This is a genomic window from Candidatus Frankia alpina (assembly GCF_902806485.1).
Classification (GTDB): domain Bacteria; phylum Actinomycetota; class Actinomycetes; order Frankiales; family Frankiaceae; genus Frankia; species Frankia alpina.
This window is the reverse complement of record NZ_CADCWT010000131.1, coordinates 1-13,408: the sequence shown is the minus strand read 5'-3', so window position 1 is coordinate 13,408 and position 13,408 is coordinate 1. Positions and strand designations below refer to the sequence as shown.

General features: G+C 70.6%; 13 protein-coding genes and 1 pseudogene. 8 read left to right on the top strand and 6 right to left on the bottom strand.

What is annotated here, in order from left to right:
- Nucleotides 1–1,304 (top strand): annotated as a pseudogene (locus tag G6R25_RS14695) (ISAzo13 family transposase); the annotation flags it as partial.
- A gap of 206 nt (nucleotides 1,305–1,510) precedes the next feature.
- On the opposite strand, the gene G6R25_RS14690 reads toward G6R25_RS14695, so the two are convergent.
- On the bottom strand, nucleotides 1,511–1,804 hold the full coding sequence (locus G6R25_RS14690) for a helix-turn-helix domain-containing protein (protein WP_163553412.1): 294 nt from the start codon (nucleotides 1,802–1,804) through the stop codon (nucleotides 1,511–1,513).
- Nucleotides 1,805–1,873: 69 nt separating this feature from the next.
- Between G6R25_RS14690 and G6R25_RS29700 the strand changes: the two genes are divergently transcribed.
- Entirely contained in the window at nucleotides 1,874–2,176 is a 303-nt protein-coding gene (locus tag G6R25_RS29700) for an MFS transporter (protein ID WP_163553411.1), read from the top strand.
- Entirely contained in the window at nucleotides 2,177–3,187 is a 1,011-nt protein-coding gene (locus tag G6R25_RS14680; RefSeq protein WP_163553413.1) for an MFS transporter, read from the top strand. It abuts the gene before it with no gap.
- Between the two features lie 291 nt (nucleotides 3,188–3,478).
- On the opposite strand, the gene G6R25_RS29315 is transcribed toward G6R25_RS14680, so the two are convergent.
- Together G6R25_RS29315 and G6R25_RS29310 are read right to left on the bottom strand one after the other, a co-directional pair.
- Nucleotides 3,479–3,703: an oxidoreductase C-terminal domain-containing protein gene (locus G6R25_RS29315; RefSeq protein WP_272871456.1), complete on the bottom strand. Its 225-nt coding sequence runs from the start codon at nucleotides 3,701–3,703 to the stop codon at nucleotides 3,479–3,481.
- Nucleotides 3,595–4,146, bottom strand: coding sequence for an FAD-dependent oxidoreductase (locus tag G6R25_RS29310; RefSeq protein ID WP_272871455.1), 552 nt, complete (start codon nucleotides 4,144–4,146; stop codon nucleotides 3,595–3,597). Before G6R25_RS29310 ends, G6R25_RS29315 begins: the two co-directional genes overlap by 109 nt.
- Nucleotides 4,147–4,380: 234 nt before the next feature.
- Between G6R25_RS29310 and G6R25_RS14670 the strand changes: the two genes are divergently transcribed.
- From G6R25_RS14670 to G6R25_RS14650, 5 genes are all read left to right on the top strand, one after another.
- Complete coding sequence (locus G6R25_RS14670; RefSeq protein ID WP_235948493.1) at nucleotides 4,381–5,430, top strand: phosphotransferase family protein; 1,050 nt, start codon at nucleotides 4,381–4,383, stop codon at nucleotides 5,428–5,430.
- A 257-nt stretch (nucleotides 5,431–5,687) separates the two neighbouring features.
- Nucleotides 5,688–7,211, top strand: a complete 1,524-nt coding sequence (locus G6R25_RS14665) for a catalase (RefSeq protein WP_163553410.1) — start codon at nucleotides 5,688–5,690, stop codon at nucleotides 7,209–7,211.
- 87 nt (nucleotides 7,212–7,298) lie between these two features.
- Nucleotides 7,299–7,910, top strand: a complete 612-nt coding sequence (locus G6R25_RS14660) for a cysteine hydrolase family protein (protein ID WP_163553409.1) — start codon at nucleotides 7,299–7,301, stop codon at nucleotides 7,908–7,910.
- 105 nt (nucleotides 7,911–8,015) lie between these two features.
- The gene (locus G6R25_RS14655; RefSeq protein ID WP_163553408.1) at nucleotides 8,016–8,564 is read left to right on the top strand and encodes a hypothetical protein; all 549 of its coding nucleotides are present in this window, start codon (nucleotides 8,016–8,018) and stop codon (nucleotides 8,562–8,564) included.
- Between the two features lie 335 nt (nucleotides 8,565–8,899).
- The gene (locus G6R25_RS14650) at nucleotides 8,900–9,568 is read left to right on the top strand and encodes a response regulator transcription factor (RefSeq protein WP_136448653.1); all 669 of its coding nucleotides are present in this window, start codon (nucleotides 8,900–8,902) and stop codon (nucleotides 9,566–9,568) included.
- Nucleotides 9,569–9,593: 25 nt separating this feature from the next.
- Here the strand turns inward: G6R25_RS14650 and G6R25_RS14645 are convergent, their stop codons facing one another.
- From G6R25_RS14645 to G6R25_RS14635, 3 genes are all read right to left on the bottom strand, one after another.
- Nucleotides 9,594–10,361 (bottom strand): COG4705 family protein, encoded by a 768-nt coding sequence (locus tag G6R25_RS14645; RefSeq protein WP_235948491.1) that lies wholly within the window; start codon nucleotides 10,359–10,361, stop codon nucleotides 9,594–9,596.
- A gap of 137 nt (nucleotides 10,362–10,498) precedes the next feature.
- Complete coding sequence (locus G6R25_RS14640; RefSeq protein ID WP_163553406.1) at nucleotides 10,499–11,650, bottom strand: acyl-CoA dehydrogenase family protein; 1,152 nt, start codon at nucleotides 11,648–11,650, stop codon at nucleotides 10,499–10,501.
- A gap of 11 nt (nucleotides 11,651–11,661) precedes the next feature.
- On the bottom strand, nucleotides 11,662–13,408 hold a 1,747-nt coding region (locus G6R25_RS14635; protein WP_163553405.1), incomplete at its 5' end, for an acetyl/propionyl/methylcrotonyl-CoA carboxylase subunit alpha.

Genomic DNA, 13,408 nt, shown 5'->3' with positions numbered 1-13,408 from the left:
GCCAATACTCCGCGTAGCAGATCGCAACCTAGAACGATCTTCCCGGGGCCCTGGGGCGGACCGGACACCGTGGCCCGGCTGCTCAAGCAGGAAGGTTTCTCCCTGCAGGGCACGTCCCGTACGACCGAGGGCAGCCGCCATCCCGACCGGGACAGCCAGTTCCGCTATATCAACGACCGGGTGCGCGAGTTCACCGCGGCTGGGCAGCCGGTGGTCAGCGTGGACACCAAGAAGAAGGAAGTCCTCGGCGACTATGCGGTCGCCGGCCGGGAATGGCACCGCACCGGCCAGCCGGTGCCGGTACGAACTCATGACTTTCCCGAGAAGAACGCGCGGAAAGCGGTGCCCTACGGCGTCTACGACCTGGCCGCCGACACCGGCTGGGTATCGGTGGGCCGCGACGGGGACACCGCCGTGTTCGCGGTGGCAACCCTGCGCCGCTGGTGGGAAGGGGAGGGCCAGCACCGCTATCCGGCAGCGAACCGGCTGTTGATCACCGCCGATGCCGGTGGGGCGAACGGCTACCGGGTCCGGGCATGGAAGACCGAGCTGGCCGCTTTCGCCCACACGGCCGGTCTGGAGGTGACCGTCTGCCCCCCCCGGGAACCTCGAAATGGAACAGCATCGAGCACCGGCTGTTCTCCCGGATCAGCACAAACTGGCGCGGACGTCCCCTGACCAGCCACGAAGTCGTCGTCAACACGATCGAAGCGACCACCACCCGCACCGGACTGACCGTCCACGCCGAACTCGACCCCGGCGCCTACCCCACCGGCATCGTCGTACCCGACGAGGTCATGGCCACTCTGCCGCTGACCGCCCACGACTGGCACGGACAATGGAACTACACCCTGCGACCGCAGCCGCCGGCACCGGCCGCCGTCCCGCGTTACGCCGACCGCACCCAGCCGGACGACCGTGCCCCCGACTGGCTGCACCACCCCACCCTCACCGGCATGGAACGCCCCGCCTTCACCGCACTGCTGGCCATGGTCGAGCGCTATCTGCTCGACCACCCGCCGATCAGCCTGCACCACAAAAACGCCCGCTACCGCATTCTGCGCCGCGGCCCCCTGTCGCTGTCCGACCGGCTGCTGGTCACCGTGGTCCACCACCGCTGGACCACCCAGCACCAGGCGCTCACCCGGCTGCTGGGCTCACCCCGCGGAGCCGTCAGCGACGCGATCCACGAGATGACCCCCGTCCTCGACGGGCTCGACCGGCGCATCCCACCCGCACCGATCACCGCAACGACCGCGCAGGATCTCACCAACCTGATCGACAAGGGCAACATCGAACCCTGAAGTTATTTTCCGGCAGCTCCCTGGGGGTTCTACGGGAAGCTGTTCAGTGCCGAGTCGGCGAAGCGCCGGGCGGGTTCGACAGTAGGAGCAGGTCCAGGAGCCGGTCCGCGTCGCGTTCGGTGAGCGCGCTTCCTGTCACAGTCTGGAGCGCCAGGAGTGCGGTCTCCAGACGTCTCGTGACGAGTACTGGCGGAGTCCGGCTGCTGTCAGACAACCGCGCAATCACAGTGCGCGCGCGGCGACGCCACAAGTGCCCGCACGGCGTCCGATGCCGCCTGCTCGCCCGGGTCCTCGTCGTCGCTGGACATCAGGACCTCCAGCCTGGCGCCGAGCGCGGCCGCAAGCTGCTCCAACGCAGACAGCGTCGGGTTGCCGCGAGCGTTCTCCAGGTTCGCGATGTAGGGCACGGACAGGCCGGCATCCACCGCTACGGAGGCGATCGTCCGCCCAGCCTCCCGGCGCCGGGCCCGCAGCGCCTGACCAAGTTGAACTCTGTCCACCCCAACCCCTTAAGTGTCCTGTGAAGACAAGATGGTTACAAACTATCCTGTAGGGATACTCTGCTAGCCGTGGCCACGAGCGCGCTTCGCAACAGCGCCTTCCGTCTCCTGCTGACCGCCAGCACCGTCAGCGGGCTCGGCTCCTGGCTGCTGGCCGTAGCCCTGCCCTTCTACGTCTTCCACCTGACCGGCTCACCTGCCGCGACCGGACTCACCCTGGCGCTGGAGGCCCTGCCCGCCATGCTGATAGGGCCGTGGGTGGGCGCACTCCTCGACGGCTGGCCGCTGACGCGCGCGATGTGGCTGGCAGATCTCGCGGCCGGCACGGCTGTCGCCCTGCTCCTACTCGTGGACCATCCTGATCGCCTGTAGCTGCTCTATCTGGCCGCGTTCGGGAAAAGCCTCGCCACCACGGTCCTGCGGCCCGCCGCCCGCGCGCTGACACCCGTGGTGATCGGTGCCGGGCCCGACCTCGCCGCCGCGAACGCGCTCACCGCGTTGTCCTCAAGCATGCTGCGCCTTACCGCGCCGCCACTCGGCGCACTGCTCCTGGCAGGCCCGGGCCTCACCTGCGTGGTGCTCACCGATGTCGCCAGCTATCTCGCGTCGGCTGCCCTTGTCGCCCGCGCAGGTCACCACGCCGCGGGGGCCAGACAGCCGCCTCCGCCAGAGCGTCACCCGGCGGCCGGCCTGCGCGCTGGTCTCCGGCAGGTTGCCCGGGTCCCGCTCCTGCGAGGACTCCTGGTCGGCAACGGGGTCTTCCTGACCGCGAACGCGGCGTTGACCGTGCTGCTCGTCCCGTTCATCACCGAGCAGTTGCACGCGCCCGGATACGGCCTCGGCTACCTGATCTCGGGCCTGGGCGTGGGCTTCGTCGCGGGTTCCGCCCTCAGCGGTCGCATTCTCGGCAGGTTCAGCAGCCGACAGATCCTGGTGACGGCCCACCTGGCCGGCGGCGGCGCCTATTTCGCGCTGTTCAACGCGCCGGACCTCGCGGCCGCCGTGATGGCCGCGACTCTCGTCGGCCTGCCTGGCAGCATCCTGCTGGTCTGCGTCGAGACCCACGTCCAGCGTGCCGCGACAGCCGGCACGCTCGGCCGCGTCGGCGCCATCTTCTTCGCGACGGACTCCCTGGCAGCAGTCGCGGGCGCGCTCGGCGCACCGGCTCTCGTCGCCGTCCTCGGCCTCGCCCGCGCACTCAACACCATCAGCGCCGACGCGCTCCTCGCCGCACCCCTCACCTGGAAACTACTGCCAAACCCGCCGAGCCTGGCAGCAGCACCAGCTACAGACACCGCCCATGGCCAAGCAGCCACGAATCCAGCGAGCGTCCCGAGTGGCCAACAAAGCCATCCCAGCAGTTCGGAATACCCTCGCCGATGAAAATCTTGCCGACGATACGAGCGAAGTAGAGCAGGACAAGAGCCATGGCCCACGCACAGGAGTAGGGAAAGATTCCGCCGCCGGTCCGATGGTCATCCGGCTGGTTCTCTGCGGGCACCACCTATCCTGCCCCGCGTTCACCCGTACCGGTCAGCCGAGAACCCGCAGGAAAACAGCGATTAGCCGTACCCGGACTGGACGGGAACCCGACAAGACCAGGTAGCAGCGCGCATTAGTCCTGACGAATCGCGCGCGAGTGTGGGGAGATGTCCGCGAACGGCGGTGGCGAGCTCAGGCAGTGGTGGCGAGATCCTTCAGGGGGATTGCGAGGTCGGCGAACCGTTCGGCGTCCACGACCGCGTCGGCGGCGATGAGCCGGCGGGCGGCGACGGCGTCCATCGGGCGGTTCACGGTCGCGATCGCGGGCAGGCGGCCGTCGGGCGCGAACCAGCCGACGGACCAGCCCGGTGCCCGCTTGGCCTCCGGCGCCGCGATGGCGCCGGGATCCCCCGCCACACCAGCGTGTCCCCCGCCCCCGCCAGCCCGACGACCTGCACCATCCGGCCGAACTGCTCCGGCCAGAAGTAGGGCACCGGGTCGTAGACCGCCTCGCCCCCGAGCAGCGTGGTGGCGGCGACCGCGGGGCTGCCCTGTGCGCAGTCCCAGTGCTCCACCCGCAGCCGCCGATCGTAACGCCGCGACCACCACGCCGCGCAGTCCCCGACCACCGGAGGTCCGTCCACCACCGGGGATCCGTCCGCGCTCCAGGAGGAGGCGAGATGCTCGTCGACGACGACCTCGTCGGCCGGCAGCACGCCCTTGGACAACGGCGGCCGGTCGTAGGGCGGGTACTCCTCCGCGCCCAGCAGCACGATGCTCCCGGTGAACCCCTGCGCGCGCAGCTCCACCGCCGCCCGCCCGCCGGCGAGCCCCGCCCCCACGATGACGATTCTGTCCATGCAGCCAGAGCCCTCCACGACCGGGGCGGGCCAGCGCCCACCGACCCGACCTCCGGGACCGGACGCCCAGAACTCTAGTGGCACCCGGTGCCAGAGAATAAGGTTGATCCCAGCCGAGCCGAGCGGTCCCTGTGAACAGGCACGTCGCGGGCGAGACTGACACAATCTGCCACCGGCGCCAATGCCTGCAAGAGGCGAGCGCCGTAGCCGAGTGTGAATGACAGGAGTCGCCGCGTGTCGAACAGCCCGAGCCTGCCCTCCGCCCGACCCTGGCAGCCCGACGTCACGGAGCTGGCCAGCTACGGCCCGTACTCCCGGCCGGCGCCGATGCCGATGCGCTGGGAGCAGATCACCGCGCCCTGGTTAGGTGCGATGCTGGCCAACCGCTACCCGGGCATCGAGGTGACCGACCTGCGGACCGTGGAGCTGCGCAACACGCATACCACGAAGGGGCGGGTCGCCGTCACCTACAGCGAGGTCGGCCGGCGGGCGGGCCTGCCCGCGCACCTGTGCCTCAAGGCGAACTTCACCGGCCGCGCGAACCCCATGGACATCTGCCAGGTGGAGGCGCGTTTCTACCACGAGCTGGTCGAGGGCAGCCGGATCCCGGCGCCGCGGTTCTACTACGCCGACTGGGATCCCGACGGCAGCGGCCAGGGGCTGGCGGTCCTCGAGGACCTCATCGAGCTCGGCGGCGAGTTCGGCAGCAGCTTCCAGCACATCGGGGTCGACGCGGTCGGCCGGGCGCTCGACGACATGGCGGTCCTGCACGGCAGCTACTGGGCGAGCCCCCGGCTCGACGCGGCGAGCTGGCTGCCCACCTCGATGGACACCCGCGGCGACTGCGACCAGGCCCGCATCATGTGGTGGCTGGTCGAGGAGAACCTCAGCCGCGACGTCTACATCTCCCGGCTGCCGGCCTGGATGGTCGCCGACCCCCAGCGCTTCCTGCGCGCCTACGACCTGCTCAACCAGTACGCCCGCGAGCAGACCGGGCCGCGCACGATCGTGCACGGCGACGCCTACCTCGGCAACACCTACCTGCGCCCGGACGGCCACCGCATCTGGCTGGACTGGCAGATGGTCCGCAAGGGCCACGCCTGGCGCGACGTCAGCTACTTCATGGTCGGCGCGCTCACCGTGGAGGAGCGCCGCGCCCACGAACGCGAGCTGCTGGCCCGCTACCGGGAGGCGCTGCTGGCCACGGGTGCGCACGACGTGCCGGCCGCGGACGCGATCTGGGCGCAGTACCGGCGGTGGGCCATGTACGGGTTGCAGGCCTGAATGGGTACCAAGGACCACTGGAGGCAGGACAACCACACGATGATCGGACGCTTCTCCATCGCGACCGCCGACCTCGACACCCTGGCCCTGCTCGAGGCCCAGGCCGGCTGAGCCGCCCGCCGCGCACGGCTACGACGAGCCGATCATCGAAACGGCGTGGTCGTTCTGGTTTGTCGCGCCCACGGTCGGGTAGCCGAGGCGTATGTCGTAGCTGCAGATCGGATGGTGTCCCTGCACGGTAAGGCGAGGAGGACGTTGTGACCGCATACGAGACCCGTCCGACGACGACCGACGCCGGAGTGCCCGTCGCCAGCGACGAACACTCGTTGACCGTCGGGCCGGACGGCCCACTGCTGCTACAGGACCACTATCTGCTGGAACAGATGGCGAACTTCAACCGGGAGCGCATCCCGGAGCGCCAGCCACATGCCAAGGGCGGCGGCGCGTTCGGCACCTTCGGAGTGACCCAGGACGTCAGCGCCTTCACCCGGGCGGCGGTGTTCCAGCCCGGCTCCGAGACGGACGTCCTCATCCGGTTCTCGACCGTGGCGGGCGAGCGGGGCTCCCCCGACACCTGGCGCGACCCGCGCGGCTTCGCGGTGAAGTTCTACACCAGCGAGGGAAACCTCGACATCGTCGGCAACAACACGCCGGTGTTCTTCGTCCGGGACCCGTTGAAGTTCCAGCACTTCATCCGCTCGCAGAAGCGACGCGCCGACAACAACCTGCGCGACCACGACATGCAGTGGGATTTCTGGACGCTGTCCCCGGAATCCGCCCACCAGGTCACCTGGCTGATGGGCGACCGCGGCATCCCGCGCACGTGGCGGCACATGAACGGCTACTCGAGCCACACCTACCTGTGGATCAACGCGGCCGGCGAGCGGTACTGGGTGAAGTACCACTTCAAGACCGACCAGGGCGTCGAGTTCTTCACTCAGGACGAGGCCGACCAGATGGCGGCGATCGACACCGACTACCACCAGCGCGACCTGTATGAGCACCTCCGGGACGGGGAGTTCCCGAGCTGGACGCTGAAGATGCAGATCATGCCGTTCGAGGACGCGAAGACCTACCGGTTCAACCCGTTCGACCTGACCAAGGTCTGGCCGCACGGCGACTACCCGCTGCACGAGGTCGGCCGCCTCACCCTCAACCGCAACGTCAGCGACTACCACACCGAGATCGAGCAGGCCGCGTTCGAGCCGAACAACCTCGTCGCAGGCACCGGTCTGTCCCCCGACAAGATGCTGCTGGCCCGCGGGTTCAGCTACGCCGACGCCCACCGCGCCCGGCTCGGGGTGAACTACCGGCAGATCCCGGTGAACTCGCCGAAGGTCCCCGTCCACAGCTATTCCAAGGACGGCGCGATGCGGGTGCGCAACGTCAGCGATCCGGTGTATGCGCCTAATTCCTACGACGGCCCCCGGGCCCAGCCGGAGCTGACCGACGACGGCGGCCGCTGGCACGCCGACGGTGAGATGGTGCGCACCGCCTACACCCTGCGTCCCGACGACGACGACTGGGGCCAGGCCGGCACGATGGTCCGCGAGGTCCTCGACGACGCCGGCCGGGCCCGGCTGGTCGACAACATCGTCGGACACCTGCTCAACGGCGTCAGCGAGCCGGTCCTCGAGCATGCCTTCGAGTACTGGCGCAACGTCGACAAGGATCTCGGCGGCCGGATCGAGGCGGGCGTGCGGGCCAAGCAGCACCTGACCGACCCGAAGGCCGCGCAACAGGCCAACCCCGCCCGGTCCGACGCGCAGTCCAAGGCCTGAGCCAGGCGCGTCCGCCCCGCAGGCTCGTCGCCGACGCCGGGCAACGAACCACGACCGGGGCGGGCGGTGCCGGGTAGCGTGCCGACCATGCCTCTCGACGTGACGCCGCACCTGGACCCGGCCACCACCGCCATCGTGAACATGGAATGCCAGGAAAACCTCCTCGGCGACCGGCCGTTATTGCCCGGCCTCGCCGAGTCCGCCCGGCGCACCGGCCTGCTCGACAACCTGTCCGCGCTTTTCGATGCGGGTCGCAAGATGGGCGTGCGGATCTACTACTGCACCGACGAACGGCGCCCCGACGGCTTCGGCTTCGCGCACAACACGTTCGTGAGTCTGCGGTCGTCCTCGCCCGTCGGTACCACCGGCGGGCAGGGCCCGGTGATGCCCCAGATCGCGCCGCGCCCGGAGGATGTCGTGTTCCCCCGGGAGCAGGGCCTCACCGGCTTCTTCGCCACTGGCCTCGACCAGTACCTGCGCAACACGAAGGTCACCACCCTGATCGTCACCGGCGTCTCGTTGAACATCGCCGTCCTCGGCACCGCGATCGAGGCGATGAACCTCGGCTACAAGGTCGTCGTCCCACCGGACTGCATCGCGGGCGACCCGTACGAGTACGCCGAGCACGTCGTGCGCTACACCATGCGCAACATCGCCTTCGTGGTGCCCTCCACCACCATCACCGCCGCCTGGCGCTGACCACCCAGCCCCGGGAATCTCCCGCGCCGGTTATCCCGGGGCCAACCGGAGACACCTATCGCAGGACCGCCCCATGGCGGTGAGCCCGAGCGAGGGAGGCGCGGCATGAATGACGCCAGGACCGAGACCATCACCGGCGGTCGCCCGGCCGGGGCGCAGACCGGCCCGGATCCGCTCGGCATCTACCTCAACGACCACCTGGCCGGCTCCACCGCCGGGCTGCGGCTCGCCCGCCGCATGGCGACGGCCCACCGCGCAACGCCCTTCGGTGCCGCGCTGGCCCGGGTGGCCTCGGAGATCGCCGAGGACCGCGACGCGCTGCTCGAGCTGATGCGCGCGCTCGGCGTCCCCGAGCGGAAGTACAAGATCGCCGCCGGCTGGGCCGCCGAGGCGGCGGGCCGGCTGAAGTCCAACGGTCGGATCATGCGCCGCTCCGCGCTGAGCACCGTGATCGAGCTCGAGACGCTGCGGATCGGGGGGGCGGGCAAGTCGGCCGCCTGGCGCACCCTGCTGGCCGTGGCCGACCGCTACGACCGGCTCGACCAGGACCGCCTCGACGTGCTGCTCGAGCGTGCCCGCAGGCAGGCGCAGGAGCTCGACGAGCTGCGGATCACCGCCGCCCGGGCCGTCTTCTGCGGCGCAGACCCGACCTGACCCGGGCGGGCCGAGCTCCGTGGGCGGGCACCCCGACGATTTCACCTATCTCACCGAGGAGATAACAGGCCACCACGAGCGGAATCCATCCGCCAGCACTGTTTCCACGGCATCGGATGTGATATCGATGAATGCAGATAAGGGAGCTACTCAGGCAGACCACCCCAGCCTGGCACGATGGGGCCAGAATGAATGGTCTGAAGGTCGGAACAGGCGGATTCCGATGCTGGCTGGAACCTGCGGTGCGCCCCTCACACGGTCTTCACACGCCCGGCGTGATGTTCTGCATGCGGTCCCATCCGTCGAACTCGCGTCGGAGGGGAGGTGCGGGAGCGGTGCCCGGAACGATAGCGGTGATCGAGGACGATCCGGCGCTGCGGCGCGTCCTCGTCCGCGGACTCGAGGCGGTGGACTTCCAGATCGTGTGGGCGGTCCACGACGGCGCCTCCGCCCTCGGGCGGGTCGCCGCCGTCGCGGCCAGGCCCGACGCCCTCGTGCTGGACCTGGGTCTGCCGGACATGGACGGGATGGACGTCGTCAGCGCCCTGCGCGACCGCGGCGTCGAGGCACCCGTGCTGGTGCTGACGGCGAGGGATGCGCTGCCCGACCGGCTGCGCTGCTTCGCCCGCGGGGCCGACGACTACCTGACCAAGCCATTCGCGTTCGCCGAGCTCGCCGCCCGGCTGGACGTGCTGGTCCGGCGCCGCCGACCGGACGCGGGGGGCAAGGCGATCGCCCTGGATCCGCTGCGGTTCCGCCTGGGCAGCGGCGGGACGGCCGTTCCCCTGAGCCCGACCGAGTACCGCCTGCTGGCGACTCTGCTGGTGCGCCGCGGGGAGGTCGTCCGCCGGGAGACCCTGGTCTGTTCGGCCTGGCCGCCCGGCGCGATCGTGCGGGAGAACACGCTGGACTCCTATGTGACGAGGCTGCGGCGCGCCCTGCGGATGGCGGCGGTCGACGCCCGGCTCGACACCGTCCGCGGGATCGGATACCGGCTGAACTGACCCGACCGCCGCCCCCGCGCGCGCCTCAGGCCTGCGTCGTCCTCCCCTGGAGGCCATCGGGGGCGATCTCGTCCCGGTGCCGGACCGTGAGGTAGGCGACGAGCCCGACGATCGCGACCAGGAAGATCACCGTGGTCCCGACCGTGCCCAGACCGAGTCCGCCCTCGTCCCGCGGCTGGGACAGCAGGTCACCGGCGGAGGCTCCGAGCGGCCGGGTCAGGATATAAGCGATCCAGAAGGTGAGGACGGCATTCGCGGCGAGGGCGAAACGGGCGACCGCCACGGCGGCGATGGCCGCGGCGAACACGAGCACGGAGACCCCGTAGCCCAGGTTCAGCTTCTCCGCGACCAGATCACCCGCGGCCGTGCCCAGGGCGAAGGTGAACAGGATCGCCAGCCAGTAGAAGCCCTCCCGCCGAGTGGTGACGATGGTGTGGATCGACAACGTCCGCTCGACCGTGAACCACGCCGCGAACGTCGCGGCCAGCGCGACGGCGAACACGGCGGTGGTGGCTTCCAGCGGCACGCCGGCGTTGTCGGTCGGGTTGTCGGTGATGAGCGTGCCGACCACGCTGATCAGGACGACCGCGAGCCAGTAGACCCAGGGAACGTAACGCTCCAGCCGAAACTGGAAGAACAGCGCGACGACCAGCAGGGCGCCCATCACGTAGGTCGTGCTGGTCAGGCCCAGGCCGAGATTCGAGTCGAGAAAGTCCGCCGCGGTCTCACCGATGGTGGTGCAGAGGACCTTGATGATCCAGAAGAAGATCGTGACCTGTGAGACCTTGTTCAACGTCGTCCGGCCCCATGGTCCCGCCCGGCCAGTCACAGCAGTCATGCCGCGAGGCTCGCAGCACGGACCTGACGATAACCTGACTGCGTTTCCCGGCGGGATTCTCGCCCGGTCCGGCCCGCGGCACCGGCGTCGGCCTACAGGCCGAGGTCGCGGGCGATGAGCATCTTCTGCACCTCGCTGGTGCCCTCCCCGATCTCGAGGATCTTGGAGTCCCGCCAGTGCCGGGCCACCGGGTACTCGTTCATGAACCCGTACCCGCCGAAGATCTGGGTTGCCTCCCGCGCGTTGATGACGGCCGCCTCCGAGGAGAACAGCTTCGCCATCGCGGCCTGCTTCTTGAACGGCTGGCCGGCGAGCATCCGGGACGCGGCGTCGTAGTAGGCGGCCCGCGCGACGTACGTCCGCGTCTCCATCTCGGCGATCTTGAAGGCGATGGCCTGGTTGCGCCCGATCGGCGCACCGAACGCCTCCCGCTCGTTGGCGTAGCGCACGCTCTCGTCGACGCACGCCTGGGCGAGACCCACCGACAGTGCCGAGATGGCGATGCCCCCCTCGTCGAGGATGCTCAGGAAGTTCGCGTATCCCCGGCCCCGCTCGTCGAGCAGGTTCTCCGCCGGCACCCGCACGTCGTCGAACGTCAACGGGTGGGTGTCGGAGGCGTGCCAGCCGACCTTCGAGTAGGCGGGCTGCGCGGTGAAGCCCGCGGTCGGCACCGGCACCAGGATCGCCGAGATCTCCTTGCCGCCGGCGGCGGTCTGCCCGGTCACCGCGGTCACCGTCACCAGCCGGGTGATGTCCGTGCCCGAGTTGGTGATGAACGCCTTCGACCCGTTGATGACCCACTCGTCGCCGTCGAGGCCGGCGGTGGTGCGGGTGCCGCCCGCGTCGCTGCCGGCGCCGGGTTCGGTGAGCCCGAACGCGCCCAGGGCCCGTCCCGACGTCAGCAGTGGCAGCCACTGCTCCTTCTGCGCCGCCGAACCGAACCGGTACACCGGCATCGCGCCCAGCCCGACGCCGGCCTCCAGGGTGATCGCCACCGACGAGTCCGCCCGCGCGAGCTCCTCGATCACCAGGCACAGGGTGAAGTAGTCCGCGCCCTGCCCGCCGACGGACTGCGGGAACGGCAGGCCGAACAGCCCCATCTCGGCCATCTGCGCGACGACCTCGTAGGGGAAGGTCTTCGCCTCGTCGTGCGCCGCCGCCGCCGGCGCCACGACCTCGCGGGCGAACTGTTCGACGAGCTTGCGCAGCGACTCCTGATCCTCACTCAACCGGGTGTCGGGCATTACTGACTCCTTCAGGATTCGGCCGGGGCCGGGTCGACGACGGCGAGCACCGCGTCGAGGGTGACCTGCTCGCCGATGCCGACGAGGACGTCCTTGACCACGCCGGCAACCGGAGCCCCGACGGTGTGCTCCATCTTCATCGCCTCGACGACGACCAGTGGCGCGCCAACGGCCACCTCGTCGCCGGCGGCGGCATGTACCGCGATGACGGTGCCGGGCATGGGGGTGCGGGCCTCACCGCCGGCCTTGACGGCGGCCGCCGTCAAGCGGCGGTGTTCGGACACGGGCCACGCGGCGCCGTCGGCGCCCAGCCAAAGCGTGGCACCGTCGGCGACGGCCCGCCACCGGCGGGTGCGGCCGGCCAGGGTCACCACCAGCTCACTTCCGGCCGACAGTCGGCCCACCGACCCGCCCGGACCCGCCCCGGTTCCCGCGGTCGTGCCGGCTCCCGGGCTCGCCTCAGCCCACTCGACCGCGGCCGGGATCGGCTCGCCGCCGTCGACGGCGACCAGCGCGTCCGCGGGGGTGCCGCGGACGCCGACCTCGACCGGTCCGCCGAGGCCCGCGGCCGTGATCGTCCAGTGCAGCGACGAGTGCTCGCCGGGCCGCCATCCGCTGGGGACGTCCCAGGGGTCGACGAAGGGTGTGTCCGGCGTCAGCTCCAGCAGGCGGGCCAGCGCATACACGGCCGGCAGGTCGGCCGCGCCCGGGGCGGCGGCGACCAGGTCGTCGAGGTCCCGCTCGATCAGCCCGGTGTCGAGCCGGCCGGCGCGGGTGTCCGGATGGTCGAGCAGGGCCCGCAGAAAGCCGATGTTGGTGGTCACGCCGAGCACGCAGGTCCGGGCCAGCGCCCGGTCGAGCCGGTCCAGCGCGGTGTCCCGGTCCGGCCCGTAGGCAATGATCTTGGCGAGCATCGGGTCGTAGGTGGACCCGACGGTGGTGCCGAGCCGCAGCCCCGAGTCGACCCGGACGCCGGCGCCCGAAGGCTCCTCGAGACGCAGGACCCGCCCGCCGGTGGGCAGGAAGCCGCGCGCGGCGTCCTCCGCGTACACCCGGGCCTCCACCGCGTGACCGGTCAGCCGGATGTCGGCCTGGGTGTAGCTCAACGGTTCCCCGGCCGCGAGGCGGAGCTGTTCGGCGACGAGGTCGATCCCGGTCACCATCTCGGTGACCGGATGTTCGACCTGCAGGCGGGTGTTCATCTCCAGGAAGAAGAACTCCTCCGGGTTCGCCGCGGCGACAAGGAACTCGACCGTGCCCGCCCCGACGTAGCCGACCGAGGCGGCCGTGGCGACGGCCGCCGCCCCGATCCGGTCCCGCATCGCGGAGGACAGCAGGACCGACGGTGCCTCCTCGACGACCTTCTGATGGCGCCGCTGCAGGCTGCACTCCCGCTCGCCGAGGTGGACGGTCGTGCCGTGCGCGTCGGCGAGGACCTGCACCTCGAGGTGGCGGGGACGGTCCACGAACCGTTCGACGAACAGGGTGTCGTCGCCGAACGCCGCGGCGGCCTCGCGGCGGGCGCCGGCGATCTCCGCCTGCAGCCGGGCGGCGTCCGTGGCGACCCGCATGCCCTTGCCCCCGCCGCCCGCGGACGGCTTGAGCAGCACCGGGTAGCCGATCTGCGCGGCGGCTTCGACCAGGTCGGCGTCCGTCATCGCCGGGTCGTCGCGGCCCGGTACCACGGGCACCCCCGCCTCGGCGCAGGCCGCCGCGAACGCCGCGTTCTCCGACAGGAACCCGTAGCCGGGATGGACG